This window comes from Corallococcus silvisoli, from assembly GCF_009909145.1.
In the GTDB taxonomy this organism is placed as follows: Bacteria; Myxococcota; Myxococcia; order Myxococcales; family Myxococcaceae; genus Corallococcus; species Corallococcus silvisoli.
Window position 1 is genome coordinate 15,064 of record NZ_JAAAPJ010000002.1, and the last position, 20,317, is coordinate 35,380.

Consider the following 20,317-nt stretch of genomic DNA (forward strand, 5'->3'; position numbering starts at 1 on the left):
TCATCGCGACTCCCCCTCGGTCCGCCCAGACGCCTTCCCGGTGGACAGCCGCTCCGGGTAGCGCTTCACGGTGATGTCCTTGCGAAGCTGCTCCGTCCGCTCCTGCACGGCGTCGTTGCGGGCCTGCGCCGCGAGCACGCCCCGCACTTCCTCGAAGGAGGGCACCACCGTGCGCGGAGCTTCCAACGCCTTCGCCACATGCAACCCGAAGGGCGTCGTGAACGGGGCGGAAGGCACACCCGGCTTCAGCTCCGCCACCGCCGCGAAGAAGCGCGGATCCACCTGGCCCTCGCGCAGCACGCCCAGGTCTCCGCCCTGACTGCCCGTGGCCGCATCCTCCGACGTCTCCCTGGCCACCACCGCGAAGTCCTCACCTCCCACCAGCCGCGCATAGACGCGGTTGATGCGAGCCTGCGCCGCCACGCGCTCCGCTTCGGTCGCCTGCGGCTGCACGTAGACCACGATGTGGGCCACGTGCACTTCGCGCCGGGCCAGGGAATCCTTCTGGGCCGCGTAGCGCTGGCGCAGGGCCTCTTCCGTGGAGGCCTTCGCGCCCACGGACTCTACATACGCATGCGCGAGCACCTCGCGTCTCGCGGCCTCCAGACGTGCCGTGAGCGCCGGGTCCTTGAGCAGACCGTCGCGCCGAGCCGCCTCCGCGAGCAACGTCCGGTCCACCACCGCCTCCAGCGCGGCCTCTGGCGTCCCCCCCGCCTGCTGTTGCAGCGCGACGTCCGCGAGCAACACCGGCGTGTCCCCGACCCGCGCGACCTCCTCCCGCGATCCACACGCCCCCAGCCCACACACCGCCAGCACCAGCACTCCCCAAACCAGCCCCGGCTTCACTGTCCGCCTCCAGAGGACTGACGGACGAAATCGCCCGCGCAGTCACCGTCACCACAACTCCAGACATCGTTCCGAGCCGCCGCACCACCGCCAACCGACTCCAGCATCGCATGCCAGCCCCAGCGGGACTCCCAGTCCCCGCCGGGCAAGGACATCCTCTCCGCGCCGGCCAGGACCGAGGCCAGGAGCGGTCCGGAAGCCGGCGTGAGCACGGCCTCCACATCTTGCGCCTGTTGCTTCTGAGTCGCAGGAGGCGCCGCCGGGCGCCGGACCTTCGGAGCAGCGGTTCCGGAGCCCGAGGACTCACGGTCCTCGGGGGGCATTCCGCGCCCCATGGACGAAGAGCCGTGGTCGCGCTCCCTCGCCCTCATCGACGGGGCGATGTCGACGCACCGGTGCGCGGTGCCATCCGCCGCGCATGTCTGCGACGCGTTGCAACTGAACCAGGGGCGGCCCGGATCACAGGGCTCGTCCCACGACAGGACGCCTGTGACGTGCATCGTCGTGTCACGCGTCCCGCTGACGATGATGAAGGCGGATCTGTCCCCATTGACGTAGAGCCTGTTCGTGCTCGGCACGCCGCCGTCGGCCAACGCCTGGACCTGTGTTCCTCCCGCGAGCGAGGCGCTGTCGGGCGTACCGCCCGCGAGGTCACTCCCCCCGGGCACACCGCCATCCGGCAGGCCGCCATCCGGCAGGCCGCCATCCGGCAGGCCGCCATCCGGCGGTTCCTCGGAGAACGCGCTGCGCATCAAGGACGGATCCACCGCGACCTTGCAGGTCTGATCGGAGACGGCGCAGCCACCACTGCGCAGGGAGACCGTGGCGAATGGAGCGTCGACGTAGACGTAGCCTGAGCCCGGCATGCGCACACCGAAGACCCGGTCGGGCGCGGCGGGGCCGCACTTCTGCTCTTCATCCTTCGTCGCTCCCACCAGGGAGACCGGGGTGAACTCCGAGGTGACGACCAGGGGGGCGGCGCAGCTCTCACCGTCGCCCCCTCCCTCCACCTCGCCCGCGGCGGATCCACATCCCGGATCCTCGGGCCAGTCTTTTCCATTCACCCCGTCGTCATCGACGCCATTCGAGCACTCCGGCTGAACCGGGGGATCCGTTTCGTCGTCATCTTGAGGAGAGGAGCACCCCGGATCCTCCGGGTAGTCGATCAGCTCATCCTCGTCATTGTTGTTCTCGGAGTCGCTGCACTGAGCCATCCGGCAGCGCATCTCTCCATCCGTGGGCAGGCAATACGACCCGGACTCGCAGGCGAACCAGGGTTGGGTCGGATCGCAGGTGGTCCCATCGTAGAGGGTCCCCGAGACCTGCAGTTGGGCATCCTCGGAGCCACTGACCACGAGGAAGTAGGTGCCGGCCTCCAATGACTTCGACACCTTCCCGGTCACCCCGTAGTCATTCGGATGATCGAAGTACCCTCTGCCGCACCTCAACTCGGAGGTCTCGAGGGGGCAGACCGAGCGCAGCGCGACGTTGGCGTAGTCCGCCCTGGCCGTGAAGGCGCCGTCGCCGGGGAAGTGGAAGCCGTAGACACGGTCAGGGGCAGGGACCGAGCAGCTTGATTCGAAGTCCGTCGACGCGGTGGTGAGCGACACGGACGTCAGCGCGGCGGTGATGACCGCCGGAGCGGCGCAGCTCTCTCCATTGCCCGGGACCTCCTGGCCCCCAGCCGCGAAGCCACATGCCGGGTCGTTGGGGAAGTCCATCAAGCCGTCCCCATCGTCATCCACGTTGTTTCCACAGATGGGCAGCGGATCCGGGTCCTCCTCCGAGGTGTCCTCCGGCGACGTGCATCCTGGATCGTAGGGGTAGTCCACCCGCCCGTCCGGAGGTGAATCGTTGTCCTTGCCGTCCATGCAGGCTGGCAGGTTGCAACGATGAACACCGTGGACGTCCGGCTCGCAGGTTCCAGCGACGCAGACGAAGTCCTGCGAAGCCGGATCGCACTTCGCGTCCTGGCCCAACTGCGCGCTGAGGAGCTTGAGAGTGGACGGGCCGGTTGTTCCCAGTGGGTACTGGACGAAGATCCGTGCATCAGCAGACAGGTTCTTCACCGTCTGGATGCCTGTCTTGCAGTCGGAAGTCGGATCCTCGCACGCCTCCGTTACGACCGCCGGCGTCTGGGTTTCAAAAGTGAGCCTCTTCACGGGCCCGTCGAAGGGCAGCGACACCCAGGTTCCCGTGTTGACACCCGTATACCCGGAGCACCAGGGGGCGCCCGGCGCGGCCGCGGGCTCCAGGTAGGTCAACGGGATTCCGGCCGGCACAGGAAGCGCGCACCACTGTCCCGCGCCTGCCGCGAGCACGGGCAGGGTCTTCATGGCCGTCGCACGGAGTCCCGACTGGTCCTCCGCCTCCAGCTCGACCTGGACGGTCCCCTCCACATCCCAACGGAGGGGAAAGGCCACGTAGTCGCTGGGGGACGAGGTGATCGCATACAGGTCGCCGTCCACCCGGAACGACACCCAGGACACCGGCGTCAGCTCATCCGACAGCAAGCCATGGATTTGCATGTTGCGCCCGGCGACCAGGTAGCTGGTCGCGACCGTGACGCTGGGGGGGAAGTTGAGGCCCACGGGGTAGGTGGCAACCGTGCTGTCGCTCTCCCCCAGGGCGTCTTCTGCCGTCGCGGACAGGTTCGCCGTGAAGGGAGGCACCCGAGCAGTCGCGCACAGCGACTTGCAGGAAGCGCTATCGCAGCCCAACGACTGAGCCAGGAGCGTTCCGTTCAGGCGCAGCTCCACGCGAGTGAGCTTCGAACTGTCGGACACCTGCATGCAGAACTGCTTGGAGTACCCCTCGTACAAGGGCCCTGTCACGGTGGAGAGGGTCACCACCGGCTTCAGGTTGGGCAGGGCCTGCACGGTCGCGGCCTGCCGGATCTCCCGGCCACCGCGATCCACAGCCACCGCGGTGAGCGACACCGCGCCGGAGGGTCCGGCCGCTGGCAGCACGAACTGCGTGTACAGCAGCCCCTGGGCCGTGGTGGCGACCTGCACTCCATCCGCCAGCAGGCTCAGCGAGGCGAGATCGCCGTCCGGATCGGAGGCGTTCACCGCCACCGTGACGACGTCACCCGAGCGGGCCGACGACGGCGCGGAGAAGGAAGTGATCACCGGCGGCTCCCCGTCGGGCTTGACCGTGTATTCCACCGTATTGCCCAGAGTGCGGCCCTGCGGGTCTCTCACCTGCAGCGTCAGCGAGATCTTCTGGGCCACGCGCTCCTGCGGGATGCGCAGGACATAGCGCACGCTCTTCCCGCTGCCATCGGAGGCCAGGACTTCGTTCGTCGCGACGGGGACCCCGTCCATCAACAGCTCCAGCGTGTACGGACCATTTCCCCAGTAGTAGGGGGCGCTCTGGATGACGTTCTCGAATGGCAGGGCACGAAGCACCGCCGGAAGACCGGTGGGCGCCACCGTGAACAGGGGCGTCGGATTGACGCTCACCTGCCTCTGGACTGAAGCAGTCCGGCCCGCCGCATCCACGAGTTCCGCGCGGAGCATCTCCGTCAAGGGGGCCTGCACCACGGGCATCCGGACCGTCAAGGTGATGTCCGGAATCCCTCCGCTCATGATGCCCTCTCCCAGGTTCCTGTCCCCCAGTAGCAGACGGACCGTCGCGGGAAAGACGACCCCAGACGCGGCCAGGGACACCGTGGCCGCCTGCCCCGACAAATAGGACGCGCTGACTCGGCTGAAGACAAGGCCCAGCGGCTGCTGCGGCACCTGCGGCGCCGCCACCCTGATGTTCACGGGTGCGGAGAGCGTGGACGTGCCATTGGCGGAGCGCACCCGTACCTGGAGCGAAACCTCGGTGCCCACGGCGCCATCCAGGGGCACCGACATTGGCGACTGCGGATCGACGTCATCCAGGATGCCCAAGGAGCGACCGTTCACCAGGAGCTCCGCGGTGTTCATCCCGAAGCCAGAGGCCGCGCTCATCACCAGGTACTCAGACCCAGCGGCCACCTCCGTACCCGGCAGCGGCAACGCGATGCGGACCGACGGCGCAGCGCGCAGGAAGTCCACCGGGAAGCGGCGGACCCCCAGGTAGCCATCCGCGACAATCAGGTCCGACCCCGCCACCACGGCGTCATCCGCGCGTCCCGCGGGCACCGCTCCCACCAGCCGGGGGGCGTCCGGGTCCGTCAGGTCGAAGAGCTGCACTCCCCCAGCCGCTTCGCTCACGATGGCCAGGCGGCCATGCAGGCGGAGCCGCGTCACGGCCCCCACGGTGGGCACGGTCGCCCGCCGCACGCCGCCGGTGTCAGTCACCTGCCAGGTCGTCAGCCCCGTGGCGTTGCCTGTCACCAGCAAGCTGTCGTCCAGCGCCAGCGCCAGCACCGGGAGCTCCGCCTGCGTCGCCCAGCGACGCAGGACTCCGGAGCCATCCACGCCCACCAGGGTCCAGCCCGCCGACCCCAATGCCACCGCCGCCTTCCGCTCGTCGCCCGAGATGTCCAACGTCCCGACAGACAGGGTGAGCCCCGTGGCCCCCGTGTCCGGAAGCAGCGCGAGGCTCGACACCCTCTGCGCCTTGATGCCCCAGAGGCGGCCCGGAGACACGCTGAAGCGTGAGACCTCACCCAGCTGGCTGAGCCCCGTCACCGCGTCGATGGTCCCATTGCCTCGGTCCACCACGCGGTAGACCACGTTGCCGTAGAGGCTGAAGAGAGACCCGCCCGCCTGCTCGAGCTGCGTCGTGTTCGTGAAAGCAAAGCTCTTGAGGATCTCCAGCATCCCCGGCTTGGACAACCCCAACTGCCGGACGCCCGCGCTCCCCACGGCGACGAGCACGCCGTCGTGGAAGGCCGTCAATCCCAGCGGAGCAGGCGCCACGGAATAGGTGGCGGAAGGCGTGGTGGCCACCGCTTCCTCACGTCCGGGCAGCGCTCTCAGCTCCACCCCGGCGGCACCCGCCGCCAACATCACATCTCCAGAGACCGCCAGATCGCGGGCCTCCAGGGAGGACGCGGCCACCAGGGCCACCGTCATGGGCTCACGAACGTCCGCGATTCGCAGGAAGCCGTCCTCGCACAGGACATAGGCGCGTCCATCCACCACCTGCATCGCGCGCGCCGGAGCCCCGAGCGGAACGGAGAACGAGCCCCCGTCCCAGTACTCCCGGACACGGAGGAAGCGATCCGTGGCGACCACGAGCCTGTTCCCATCCCGCTTCGCGGCGATGACAGACTCCCCTGCCGGCAGGTACAGGTTGGCGGGCACTGGGGCCGCAGGCCAGCCTCCGACCCGGAACAGCATCTGGACCTGATTGACGTTGAGTCTGGCCAGGTAGCCATCCCGTCCGCCCGCGAGCAACGTGCTCGAACCCCAGAGGTAGGAGGCCTGGGTCAGCACCGGCCGAGCGGGATCATGAAGGTCGATGAAGTTCGGGTACTCCAGGGGAACCGACCCCTTGGAGGCGTAGGCCGTCCCCGCGAACGTGAAGACCTGCTCCAGGGAGTGCTCGACGTGCCCGACATGCCGGGGAGCCGTGGCGGTGGTCACGTCCACGATGTCCAGCCCCGGGTCCCCGTAGGCGAGGAGCACCAGGTTGCCCTGGACCGCCATGGAACGCGGGGGTGAGGCGGACGTGAAGCGGCCCAGGTGGGTCAGCGAGGGCACTGGCCCGCGCGTCAACTGCCCCACCTCGAAGCCCGTGGCCGTGCGGACATAGACGCGGTCCTCGAGCACTTCGATCTGCTCGGCGCCCGCGAAGTCCTGCGCGAACAGCGAACCCGGTTGGGGCGCGAGAGGCGCCACGACCTTCCACACCGTCGGCGTCAGCGACGGCGTGAGGCCCGCGCGGTCGGTGACCGTGACCTCCAGCTTCAGCTCCACACCCGGCTGGGTTTCCGGCGGCACGACATAGCGGAGCCGGCCGCTCCCCGTGGCGACGACAGTTCCATCCCGCTTCAGCACCTGCTGGATGCGCGCCACTCCACCCGCGTCCTGCGCCGTCACCGTCGACATCAGCGGGCTCCCGGCCGCGATCCGTCCCGCGGTCGGCTCCACCGTCACCGTCACCAGCGGCGCCGTGGTGTCGTCCACCACGATGAGGTCCTTCGTCCGCGGCGCGGACTCACGCCCGGAGGTGTCCACCGCGATCGCTTCGATCCTCACGGACGTGCTGCCTGTCACCTGCGGCATCAGCAGCGAGGCCACATAGGGTGCCGCCACCACGCGCTGCTGCTCCACGGCCTGCAGGTCCGGCCCGATGACGCGGAAGCGGACCTCCCTGACCGTCGCCGGAGAGGTCGTGGCGATCACCCGCACGCGCGTCCCCTCCAGGATGGAGGTCGACTCCACGGGCTCCAGCGCGCTCACGACCGGGGCGGTCCCCGTGTCGTCGAGGACCTGGAGTTGGGCGGACTTCGCCGGGCCATGGCGGCCCTGCGCATCCACCGCGACGGCGGTCACGGTCACCGTGCCATCCTGGGCGACCTGCGGCGCGCGCAGCACGCCTGCCCATGCGGGCGCGGTGAAGACAACGGGCGCACCTCCCGCCACCGACACCTCGACGCGGGCCACCTGATTCGGCGACGCCGCCACCGGGCGCACCTGGAACTCCGTGCCCTCCAGAACCCCGACGTCAGGAACCTCCAGCGCCACGAGCACTGGCCCCACCCCAGCGTCCACCAGCGACACCGGCTGTGAAGCCTGGGCCACGTTGCCAGCCAGGTCCCGTACCCGCAGGGACACCAGCGCCTCACCGACCGTGAGCGGCAGGTCCACCGACGCGGGCAGGACGTTGTCGAGCGCCTCCACGACGCGACCGTCGACCAGCAGTTCGGCGGTGAAGGCATTCAGTGGCTCCGCGCCATCCGCCCATGTCGTCGTGAGCGCCAGGCGCGCGCCTGGCGCCGTGGTGGCGGCCAGGGCGAGTGTCAGCTGGGGCAGCGCGGGCCCACGCCCCAGGGCGAGCCGGGACAGCATCGTCCCCTTCGCCGCGAAGACGGTGTTGCCCGAAGCCACCAGGCGTCCCTGCACTTCCGGGTACCGGCCCGCCACCCGCGGCGCCGCCCGAGCATCCAGCACCGTCAGCCCGGCATCGGAGCCCGCAAGCAACCATGGTCCGAGCGTCGCCACGGACGTCGCCGTGCCACCCAGCGGCTTCTCCCCCACCAGCGACAGCGCTCCATCCGCGAGGGTGAAGCAACGCGCAATCGTTCCCACCACGCAGGCTCGCTCCGCGCCCAGGGCGGTGACGGCGACGCCCTCGGTCTGCACCCACGCCACCCGCTTCGGCGCCGGAGGAACCGTCAGGTCGACCGCGGACAGATATCCCCCCGCCAGCGCGTAGAGCCGGTCGCCCTGAAGCGCCAGCGCCGTGACGTTCCCCATGGGCAGGCGTGCACGCAGCGCGCCCGCCGGGTCGTATGACTCCAGTCCCTCATCGGTTCCGATGACGAAGCCACCGCGGAACGCGCCCACGGACGTGGGCTCGCGGCGCAGTGTCACGCTTCCGACCGTGGACAGGTCCTCCGCGTCCAGAAGCAGCAGCGTTCCCGCTCCCGCCAGGCGCGACACCACGGCCACTCGTTCACCCCGGACGGCGAGCCCCGCGGGCTCACCTTCCAGGCTCCGTCGCGACGCCAGCGTTCCATCCGCTCGCGACCGGCGCTCCACCGCCGCGCCGCCACCCGCGTCGTCTCGGAGGACGAAGAGTTCGTCTCCCTGGAGCGCCAGGGCCTTCACGGTGTCGACTCCGTCCAGCACGGAGCGCGACGCAGGGCCCTGCGCGAAGACCGCCAGGATCCCCTCGGATGCGGCCGCCACCGTGCCGCCCAGCCCCGAAGCCTGAGCCGCCACGCGGACCGGGGCACCTTCAGGCCCCAGCGGCAACACATTCCCCGTCGAGCCTGTCGAGACACCCGCATCCGCGACAAAGAGCTGCTGTTGGACGAGGGCGCCCACGCTCGCCGTGGCCAGCGCCGAGACCGATGCGCCACCCGCGAACACTGGCCCCTCCAACTCCACCGGCAACACGAGGGTCGGCGGCAGGGCATTGCTGTCCTGGACAATGATCTGCCGGAGCGACGTGGCCTCGATCCCTGCGTTGTCGCGCACCAGGGCCTTCACCGTGGCGCGGCTTCCCCCAGCCCCCACCGCGGGCGCCGTGAAGTTCGCGCTCCACGGCGGCGAGGTCAGGACGCGCTCCTGGGCATCCAGGGCGAGCACCACGTGCTTGATTCCGGCGGACGCGGCCACTTCGGCGCTCACGCTCACCTGGGTCCCCTCCGTGTAGGTCCATTCGCCCGCCGGAGAGACGAGGGAGATCATCGGTGCGCTGGCGGGCTCGACCGTCACCGTGAGCGACGGGGCTGTCCCTTCGTTCCCCCGGGCGTCCAACGCATGGGCCACGAACGTCACCGGGGTCGGCGCTGTCACCACGGGCGCGGTCCAGCGCGTCGACCAGGTCGGTCCAGTCAGCGTCTCCAGATCCACCCCATCCTTCGTGAAGCGGACGGACTTCACGGCGTTGTTGTCCGTGGCACTCACGCGCAGCTCCACCGCACGCCCCGAGGCCACCCGCGTATCCGCCGCCGGCGACAGGAATGCCACCACGGGCGCGGTGATGTCCGGCGTCACCGTGAGCAACACGGGCGCGGCGCTGCCCACGAGCTGTGCATCGTCCACGGCGCGGGCCGTGAGCGCGTAGGTTTCGGGTCCCGCCCCCACCCGCGGCGCCTTCAGGGCGTAGGTCAGCGGGCCGGTGGGATTCGTGACGAGCTTCAGCGACGCCTCATCGAGCCGCAGCTCCAGGCTCCTCACGCTTGAGTTGTCCGTGGCGACCACCACCACGTCGAGCGACGCCCCTTCCTCCAGGGTGAGCTGCGCGACCGCGGGCGCGGTGAAGGCGACCGTCGGCGGCAGGTCGTTCACCACCTGCACGGTGATGGCATCCGTCTGCTTGACGTTGCCCGCCGCGTCCTCGGCCCATGCCACCAGCGCCGAAGAGGAGCCCACCTTCCCCGTGGGCCAGGTGTACGTGAAGATGCCGTTGCTCCCAGCCACGGCGACCCCGTCCACGAACAGCTTGCGTGCGCTGATTTGACCGGAGTCATCCGTCGCGCGGACCTCGAAGGTCCAGACCGTCTGGGCGCTGAAGCGGTCGCCGTTCACCACGGGCAGGCCGGAGCCCTTCGCGATGAGCTCCACCGAAGGAGGCACGCCATCCACCGTGCGGAACGTCACCGTGCCGCCCTGCACGAGGGCATTGCCCACCAGGTCGGTGACGCCCTGCACGCTCAACGTGTACTGCGTCGTCTGCTCCAGGGCCGCGGACGGCACCAGGGTGAGGCTCCGTCCATCCGGGGCCACCGTCACCGTCGCCGCGACCTCGAGCCCCGTGAGGGTCCGCCGGAGCGTCGCCTGCGCAGCGCTCGCCGGGGCGATGGGCTCGTCGAAGCGGACCGTGAACCGAGACGCCACGGGCACGCTCTGTCCACCCGACGCGCCGGACGGCTCCCACGACACCACGGCGGGCGGACGCAGATCCGCGCGACTGACCAGCGCGCCCAGTGACACCGCCGCGGTCCCGGGCTGCTCCAGCCGCAGCGCCACGGGCCCGGCGGCCCCCGCGGCGAGCTCCACGGTCAGCGAGGTGCCCGTCAGGGCGACGACCTTCACGGGGGCCGTTGCCTCGAAGACCGCGAGCCCGCGCGTGAACCGCCCACCCGTGAACGTCACGGTGCCACCCTCGAGCGGAACCACCGCGGGCATGACTCCGCTGACGAACGGCTGGGCGACATAGGTGAACGCCCCGTCCCATCGCAGCCAGGGCTGCGTGCTGGACTCCAGCGCCACCGTCACCGGACCAGCCACGTCCGCCGCCGGCGTGTGGACGCGCAGCGCGGTATCGCTGCGGCCCGCTTCCGGAACCACGCCCGTGCCGCCGAAGTAGACCTTCGACACATTGTCCAACTGGAAGCCGGTGAGCAGCACGGACGTCCCACCCGCCACGTCCCCATGGTCGGGAAGGATGGACGTGAGTCCCATCGTGGTGCCCTCGGCGCCGCCGACGACCGGGAAGCGCCAGGGGCCTCGCAGGGTACCCCCGACCGCCCCGGAGCCCGCCAGCTGCGCCTCGGCCACGTAGACGGTTCCCGCCATCAGCGAAGGCACCGGCGTGTAGCCGCGCAGGTACCCCGTGCCGACAGACGATCCCGGGACGGGAGTCGAGCCGGCCACGGACTTCACCACCAGCGTGCTCGCCGTTGCCACCGACGGGGAGAGGAAGGGCGACAGCGTCATCGACACCGTCCCTCCGGGAGGCAGGTCGCCACCCGGCGCCGGCGATGTCGTCACCGCCACGGGATAGGGCAGGTGGAACGTCTTCATCGTGGACGCATTCGCCGCCACCGCGACGCCGCCCACCACCAGGGTGCGCGCATTCGGCAGCCCGCTCGCCGGGGCCCAGGTGCGCTCCTGGAACACGCCTGCGTCAGGCGCCGTCGTGTCCACCCAGGACAACCGCGTGCGTCCCCCCACCCACGCCCACGGCCCCGAGAGCGCCACGGACAGCGCGTCGTTGCCAGCCGTCTGCGAGTCCCAACCGCCCACCAACGCAGGCTCCCTGGGCATCGTGGCATCCACCAATCGGATGCCGGTTCCCAGCCCCAGGAGGACCTGGTTGCCCTCCACGGCCATGGACCACGCGGGCGCCGGCAGGTTGTCCACCTGCCCCAGCGTCTCCAACTGACCGCTGGTGAAGTCCCTCAGCTCCAGCCGCGACACGCCCCCCTGCTCCACGAGCAGTGCCAGCGCGCCCTGGACCCGAGCAAGGCCTCGGAGCATGCCGCCCGACAGGGTGGTCTGCGCGACCACGCGCAGCTGTCCGTCCACCCGGCCCAGCAGCACCACCTCATTGCCACCCGCGACCGCGACATAGGCCGCGTCTCGCGAGGCCACGACGGCCGTCGGCACCACGCCCTCGGGCACGAGCAGCACCCGCTCCTGCTCCTGCGGCGAGCATGCGCCCGGATCGACGCTGGCGCAGTTGCCCAGCGCGTAGCGCACCAGACGCCCGGGCCCCACGAGGTAGGCCTCGTCACCGCTGACCGTCAGGGCCGTGGCATTGGCCACGCCTGGGACGTCGTTCGGAAGGTCATACAGCGTCTCGTTCGGAGCCAGGCCGCGCACGACCAGCCTGCCCCCCCGCGCCACCAACAACGTGCTGCCCACCCGGGCCATCGCATCCGCGCCCAGGGACGACGATCCCGTCTCCTCCAGCGTGAACGTGAAGGGCGTGGACCAGAGCGCACTCTGCTCGGTGGTGTCCGGGCCCGGCGTCGCCACGCGGAGGGGAACCGACCCCGTGAGGTTATCCGGCACGCGGACGCGCAGCTGGGTCGCCGACAGCAGCTCGACCGATGGCGCGAGCACCGTGCCGAAGTACACCCGGCTCCCACCGTACAGCCCCTGTCCCGTCAGCGTGATGAGGCTCTGGCTGTTGAACTGAGCCGACGTCGCCGACACCGCCGTCAGCACCGGCGGCGCCAGGTAGCGATAGGCTCCCAGCCGCGAAACGGAGAGTCCTCCGGGGTTCACGATCTCGACCGCGGCGGGTCCGGCCACGCCCGCGGGCACCGTCACCTGGACGCTGCGGCCATCGCCGGACACCTCCACCTGTGTCGCGGGGGCGCCGCCGAACGTCACGCCGCAGCCAACCGCGAAGTGCTCACCCGTCAGCGTCACGCGATTGCCGCCCGCCTCCAGTCCGTGAGCCGGGAACACCCTCGTCAGCTCCGGCAGCTCCGCCGACACCAGCGAGGCCGTCTTGAAGCGCACATCCACGTCCGTGCCCAGCGCCCCACCGGACAGGTCCGCCAGCGTGGCGCCGACGTGCAGCCGGTATTGGGAGGACGGGCTCAGCGGTGAATACGGCTCCAGGACCACGTCCGCCCCACGCGTTGTCGCCACCACCCGCCGCGCGACAGCGACCGCCGCATCGCCGTTCGCCGACACCTTCGACAACGTCACGCCCTGCGCCGTGTTGACGTCGGCGAGGGTCGTCACGTGCACCTGGGGGGCCGTTCCCACCGACACCGTCTCACCCTCGGAGGGCGTCGTCCCGACGACCTCCAGGTGGTCCAGCTCCACGACCGACAGGGAGCCAGCCAGCGTGGCCGACGACGAGGGCGCCTGCGACAGCGGCAGCTCCACCGGCGAGCCCTGCCCATCCAGGAACAACGTGCCCACCAACAGGTAGTCACCCGCGAACGCCGCCGTGCGCGCATCGCCCACGACCTGCAACCGCTCCAGTGCCACCGGCACGCCACCCACCGGCACGGCGAAGCGCTGCACCTTGCCGCCGCCCCCGGACACGTACGCCACTCCGCCCGCCACCCAGGTCTGCTCGGCCGACATCCAGGTCCGCCCCAGCGGATCCGTCAGGACCAGCACGCCTCCCGCCGCCGGATGCGGCGGGTCCGCCAGCTCCACCATCTGCACCTGACGCGCCGTGCCCAGCGACGCGAATACGCGCGTGCCGCTCACGGCGAGGTGTCTCGCCGGCATGGACAACGGGAAGCCGTCGCCCAGTTCGGACAACGCCCCGTTCGCCGCGTCCAGCACGTGCAGCCGCGGCGTCGCCGGATTGCCGTCCGCCACCACCAGCAGAGACCCGTACAACACCATCGCCCTGGCGCCACCGGACAGGAGCCGCTGGCCCACCGGCAACGGTTCCGCCGTCTCTCCCAGCCGGTACATCGAAACGCCTGTCCCATCCGCGACGAACAACAGGTCGTCCTTCACCAGCACGTCGAACGCCCCACCCGTCACCGGAAGGGACGTCTGCGCGACCGGCGAAGCAGGGGTCGCGACATTCCACCGCAGCACGCCCGCGGGCCCCGCCGCCACGTAGAGCGCGTCGCCTGCCTTCGCGAGCCGCCGCGCCCCCCCCGCCGCGCTGAAGGTGAGGGTCTTCTCCTCGCGCAGGATGGGCAGCTCGTTCAGCCGCGCGATGAGCAGCCCGCCCTGCGTCGTGGCCCGGGATGCCTCGTACACGACCGAGCCATCCGCGTTGGTGAGGGCCGTCTCTCCGCCCAGCGCGACATACGCCGTGCCTTCGTCCACCAGCACGTGCGCCACGGGCAGGGTGGGCAGCCGCGAGACCGCGCCCGCTCCATAGAGGAACGGCAGCGGCTGGGACGCGGGCTGATCTGGAAGCCCCAGCGTCACGTCCACCAGCCCGGAGGCATGCGGCGGCGCCTTCGCCTCCGCGCGATCCATGGAGGACACGCGCACTTCGAACGACTGTATCCCGCCGAACGTCACCGTCATCTCCGGCTGGAAGCCGTGACCGGTGAGACTCACCACGACGCCGCCTTGCTGCGGCGCCTGCGACGGCGTCATGGCGACCAGTTGGAGCAGATCCCGGTAGAGGAAACCGCCCAGGCGCCGAGCCATCAGGCCTGACGGCTCGTCGATGACCTCCACCATGGCGGGCCCTGCCATCGCCGCGATGGACGGGGGAATCCGCACCTGCAGCGCGCTGTCGGAATACGACGTCACCTCCGCGTCCTGGCCGCCTACCCGCACCCGGGTGCCGGGCACGCCCGCCAGCGGCGCACGGAATCCGCCACCCTCGAGCGTGACGGTGGTGGTGACATTCGCCCGCCCGGAGGCGGGCTCCAGCCGTGTGATGACCGGCTGACGCGCGTCCAGGCCCGCGATGGTGAAGACGGCCTCCACCGGCGATGCCAGAGGCCGCGTGTCGAAGCCCTTCACGCCCGCCGTGATTCTCACGCGGACCTGGGACCCCGGCGGGAAGGCTACGTTCGGAGTGAAGATGGACGTCGAGCCGCGCGTGGCGAACACGGTCTCGTACGAACCCGCCGCACCGACCCAGCCCGAGCCCTCGTTCACGCTCACCTGGAAGGTGTTCTCCGTCACGCTCTCCTTCACGACCGGAAGGCTGAAGCGCGCTTGGATGGACCGCCCGGTCGGCACGATGCTGCCCGCGGCGGGCTCCAGTTCCACCGCCAGCAGGTCCGACGGCGGCACCTCGATGACGGTGCTGCGGCCAGCCGTGGCTGCGAACAACGAGCCACCCACGAAGCTCAGGCCCACCACCGGGCTTCCCAGGTCCGACGACTGGAGGACCTTGGGTGCGGACTCGTTGGACAGGTCGAAGACGTACAGCTTCGTCCCCACCGTCACGTAGGCACGGCCCGAGCGCACGAGCAGGCGGCTCGACACCAGCTGCTCATACGTGCGCACCCCGGAGAACACCGAGATGTGTCCCACCGACGCGCCCGTCCGTGTGTGGATGGAGAGCGTCAGGCCGTTGCCCTTGCCCGCGGCCACGGACGAGGTGAGCGTGTAGAAGCGATCCACGCCCAGCTCCAACGCCAGCACGTCGGCGTTGAGCGACACCGTGTCCTGGTTCTCCAGCCTGGGTCCGCCGCCATGGAACACCTGCACGCCGCCCCACGCGGCGCCTGGGTCCGTGACGCCCACGTAGATGAGCTCCCCCTCCACCCGGACGCTCGTCGCGAGCGACCCTCCCGTGGACGCGCTGGCCGTCAGGAACGGCGCCTCTGGCCGAGACACGTCCACTGCCTGGAGCCCCATCGCGTCCACGGCCAGGAACGCCAGGGCACCGGAGAGGTCCAGCCCGCGCACCGCTGCCTGCGTGGAGAGCCCGCCCAGCCGCAACGGGTGCTCCTCCACCTTCACGTCGAAGAGCTCCAGCCCGAAGTAGCCGCTGTTGGCCACACCTACCGCGAGCTGATCGCCCCTCAGGGAGATCTCCGACGCCACGCGGGGCGGGAAGCCCGGCAGGTCCAGCGACGAGCCCACCGGCAGGTCGTACGAGAAATAACCCACCTGCACCTGGGTGCCGCCGGGGCGGGCGAGCCACACTGGCACCAGCGCCGGGTGGTCCACCGCGGGCGTGATGAACTTCAGCGAGGACAGGTCTCGAACATCCACATCCAGGTTCTGCGACCCCACCACGTCACTCCAATGGGGCGCCACGAAGACGCGCGTTCCTGGGGCCAGGGCCCGTCCCGACAGGGACACCGACACGGCCGTTCCGCCCGCCACAGGACCGTGGTCCGGTACGAGGCTCACGCCAATCCCCTCCAGGGGCTCCAGGTAGAGCACGGACGACGGCAGCACCGCGACCGGGCCCCCGGCGTTTCGGACCTCGAGGTCCGCCGGGCCCGCCACGGTGGTCGCCGGAGCCACCACGCTCAACTGACCGTCGCTGTCGACGGTGAAGGTCGCGGGATTGCCCCCCACGAAGACGGCGGACGTGCCAGTGAAGTGCGTCCCCGTCACTGTCAACGGTGTGCCTCCAGCCAGCGAGGCGGACGGCGGCGTCACCGCGACAAGCGTCGGGGTCCGGCTGCCGACAGCCGCCGTGTGGAACGCGAGCTGGAACGGGATGAGCAACGCGCCGCCTCGCTGATCCGTCACGGACGAGGCCACTGACAGTTGGTAGTCGCGGTCCGGCAGCAGGTCCTCGTCCGCATGGACCGTCAACACCGCGCCATCGACCGTCAACGTCACGTCCACCGTATCGCCGGGCTGGCCATTCGTGCCAGGCAACAGCCGCAGCACGACGCTGCTGTCCGTGAAGGACGGCGCGGCCAGGGGGCGGTTGAAGCGCACCGTCAGCACCGCGGCCTCGGGCGGGACGAGCGCCCGGCGCTCGGGCTCCATCCCCGTCACGTAGAGGAACGGCACCGACAGCTCCGTCAGCTGATTGCGTCCGGCGAGCAACAGTCGGTCCTCCACCGCCACCACGTCCAGGGCCGGCTCCACATTGCCGCCGCTCACCAGCTTGGGCTGGAGCGGATCCGCCACGTCCACCAGCACCACGCTCCCCTCCGCGGCCGCGACGAAGAGCATGTCGCCCAGCAGGCGCAACCGCTGCGGGTGGCCAGGGGTGTTGGACATCGCCTCGTCGAACAGCAACGTCCGCACCAGTGACGGGCTCTCCGGGTCCGACACGTCGAAGAACAGGAGCCCCTGGTCCGCCGCGGCGACGATGGCGACATCGCCCACCACCACCACGTCCGTCAGGGCCGAGTTCGCGGAGATCGACTTGGACGTCGCGCCCGGCCTCGACGAGGCGAAGACGTGCAGCCGTCCGTGCGGCGTGTATCCCTCAAACGGATTCGCGTGGTCGCCCCCGGCATGGCCCTTGAGCGTGTTGAACGGCGGGGGCGGCAGCTCGAACGGGTCTCCAGATCCCGTCGAGCAGTTGAAGGCACCCTCGTGCGAGCCCGTGACCACGAACGCACGGCCATGGGCGAACGTCGCGCCGAAGACGTCCTCTCCGAGCGCCAGCTCACCCACGCGCATCGGGTCGCTCGGCACGCGCGTGTCGAACAACACCATCTTTCCGTCGGTGCCGTGCGCCTTCGGACTGCCGGGGCACTGTGCCTTCGGGTCCAACGTCAGGGTGGTGCTCAGCAGCCAGGCGCCCGTGGGCGTCGGCAGCACACGGGTGGCGAGCGGCGGCGTGTCCGCGCTCCCATTGTCCAGCGGAGCCCTGCCCAGCAGGGTCAACCGCAGGCTCTGGGACGCATCCAGCACGGCCAGACCGCTCTGCCCATTCGCCACGAGCAGCTGTCCGCCCCGGACCGCCACATCCAGCGAGTCCGGCATCACCTCCACGTCCGGAGGCTCCACCTGCCCCAACAGGCCCATGCGCGTCGCGAAGAAGCGATCCACGAGCACGTCCGGAGGCTCCACGATCTGATTGCCGGACGTCCGAGGACGGCCGGGCTGCGAGGCGTCGAACACCAACGCCCGGAAGGACTCGGGGATGCGGCCCTTGCCGGTGAGCGCCCCCTCATACGTCTGGAGGAAGGTGTTGCCATTGCCGCTGGCACCCGCCGCCGCGAACACCTGGAGGGGGTCCGCCGGGTTGGCCACGAGCGCGTGAGGCGAGGCCGCCACCACGCTCTCCTCCCCGGAGAACGCCAGGCCATAGCCCACCTCCGACGTCGAGCGCACGCGAGACAGCCCATCCGGCGACACCAGCGTCACGTCCGCCGCGCCAAAGGAGCCGGGCGGAGCCAGCGCCGTCAGCTCATGGAACGAAGTCACCGCCACGTCCCTGGCGGGCAAGCCCCGCACCAGGACCCGCGTGGAGCCCAGCGCGTCCGCCCACTCCGGCAGGAACCCGTCGCCCGACACCCGCACGGTGCTGTTCCCGCGCGGATTGAGGAAGCGGGGCATGGCGCTCCCCACGCGCAGAGGCGCCACGTACAGGAAGCCGCCCGCGCGACGCGCGGAGAGGCCAGACAACTGCACCAGCTCCACATCCGCCAGACCCACGGCGCCCGGGGGCGTCTTCACGCGCAGCCGCGTGGTCGACCACTCCTGAACCTCCGCCGTCACCCCGCCCACCTTCACCATCACACCTGGCTCGAAGCCGCTGCCGAGCACCTCGACGCGGCTCCCCCCGGACGTGGGCCCCACGCGGGGCACCACCTGGGAGATGACCGGCACGCGCCCCGCCGCGTCCGCCACGCGGAACGACAGCGAGAAGGGCGCGATGAGTGACGCGGCCCCTGGCGTCTGGAGGGCTTGAGACACATGGAGCTGCATCGCGGCGCCCGCGGGCAGCGGCGCGGAGGGCCGGAACATCAACGTGCTGCGCTGGGCACTGGACGTGCCCACCTCCAGGGGCAGTCCCGGCACCGGCACGCCATTGGCCGTGAGCGAGAAGGCCGACTCCGCGGTGTCGGCCTTGATGGCCGACGAGAAGAAGACAGTCACGGACGGCAGGTCCGTGGCGACCACGTCCCCCTCCGCCACGCTCGCGCCAGAAACGGACAGCTCCGCCGCGTCGCCGAACTCCAGCGACCAACCGAGGATCCCGCGCTCGCGCACGCTCACCAGCCGGCCCCCGGCCGTCGCCACGGCACGGGCGTCACCGCCCTGGGTGCCGATGACGTGGTAGAGCAGCTTCGGATCGAGCAGGTTGTTGAGGTCCACCACCGCCACACCCGCGGCCCCCGCGGCCACATAGGCCAGACGGCCCGCGAGCCGCACGTCCCAGGCGAAGCCCTTCACGTCCAGGCTGGCGAGGCGTACCGGCACCGGCTGCGACACGTCGACCAGCACCAGCCCCGCATCCCCCGCCGCCACCACAGCCACGTCCCCCAGCATCCGCACGCGCTGGGCGGACAAGGCTTCGGGCAATGTCGTCAGCACGGAGGGCATCGCCGCGACGTTCCACACCTGGAGCTGTCCCGGCCCCACCTTGAAGTCGGCCGTGCGAGCTCCCGTTCCCACCACGGCCCGGCTTCCCCATGCGGCCACCGCCTGCGCACCCGCGCTGACGTCCGCGGTGTGCACGGGAAACGCCTCCACGGACACGTCGAACGAATGAAGCCCGCTGGCCGCGGCTGCCGCCATCAGGCGCTCGTCCCTCACGTCCACGCCGAACACGCCGTGGGTGCCCGCGCGCACCGTCCGGAGGATGGACACCCTCGTCGCTGGATCATCCACGTCCACGACCGCGACCGAGCCCCCCTTGGCGACACCGTTCTCGTCGCGCGACACGAGGCCGACATAGAGCAGGTCCTTCGTCGCGGCCGTGCCTGGCACGTACGCCACGGAGGTCGCCTCGTCGGGCAGGTCCAGGTGCGCGACGACGCGGTCATCCCGGCCGTCCTTGTCCTTGTCCACCAGGCCGCCCCGCTGATCGAACGGGATGTCGTCGCCGTCGTGGTGGTACCGCCCCGACAGGCTCACGACGTCCAGTGAGCGCTCTCCCACGACGAAGGCCCAGTCATCCACGACCACCACGTCCCGGAGCGCGCGGGCCAACGGCACCGCGGAGCCCATGGGCTGGTCGAAGGTGAAGCCACCCGCCAGGGTGTCCTCGACGAAGACCTCCGGGGTCGCCGGGTCGAACTGACGGATCGTCACGTCCGCAGGACCCCGCAGGCCATTGGGCGTGAACGCTTCCAAGAGCCCCAGGCCCAGCACCCGCACGGAGTCCGCGGGACGGCCACCGAAGCGCACCTGCACGGTGCCGTTGGGAGAGAAGCCCTTGCCCGAGAGGAGCACCCGCGTGCCCCCGGTGGTCGGCCCTCGCGCGGGCGTGACCGCCAGCAGGTCGAGCGGATCCACGTAGAGATAGGCGCCCAGCAGCTCGACGTGGCTGCCGCCGCTCCGCTTGACGGTGATGGTGGCGGCGCCCGCCGCCGCTCCCTTGGGAGCCTTGATCCGAGCCTGCTTGCCTCCATCGAACACTTCGAGCACGTCCGCCCGGACGCCGTTGAAGCTCACCTCCAGCTCCCGGTCCGACTGGAAGCCCTTGCCTTGGAGGAGGACCTCCGTCTGGACGGAGGTCGGGCCCTGGCGCGGCGACACGCTGTCAACCACCAGCGGCGCCTCGTCCGTGTAGAGGACGGTGGTGAACTCCGCCACGTAGCGGCCCGGCATGGGCGCGCCGTCCGCCGAGGAGAGGAGTCCCT

The 20,317-nt window shown here is 70.6% G+C and carries 2 protein-coding genes (1 of these 2 cut by a window edge); both read right to left on the bottom strand.

Going from position 1 to position 20,317, the window contains the following annotated elements; genetic code table 11:
* The gene (locus GTY96_RS05950) at positions 1-846 is read right to left on the bottom strand and encodes a peptidylprolyl isomerase (RefSeq protein WP_143902068.1); all 846 of its coding nucleotides are present in this window, start codon (positions 844-846) and stop codon (positions 1-3) included.
* On the bottom strand, positions 843-20,317 hold the 3' portion of the coding sequence (locus GTY96_RS05955; RefSeq protein ID WP_161664157.1) for an Ig-like domain-containing protein. The gene runs 11,773 nt beyond the window's last position; 19,475 of the gene's 31,248 nt are visible here — the last part of the coding sequence; its start codon lies off the right edge, out of view — the gene reads right to left on this strand; it ends in the stop codon at positions 843-845. Before GTY96_RS05955 ends, GTY96_RS05950 begins: the two co-directional genes overlap by 4 nt.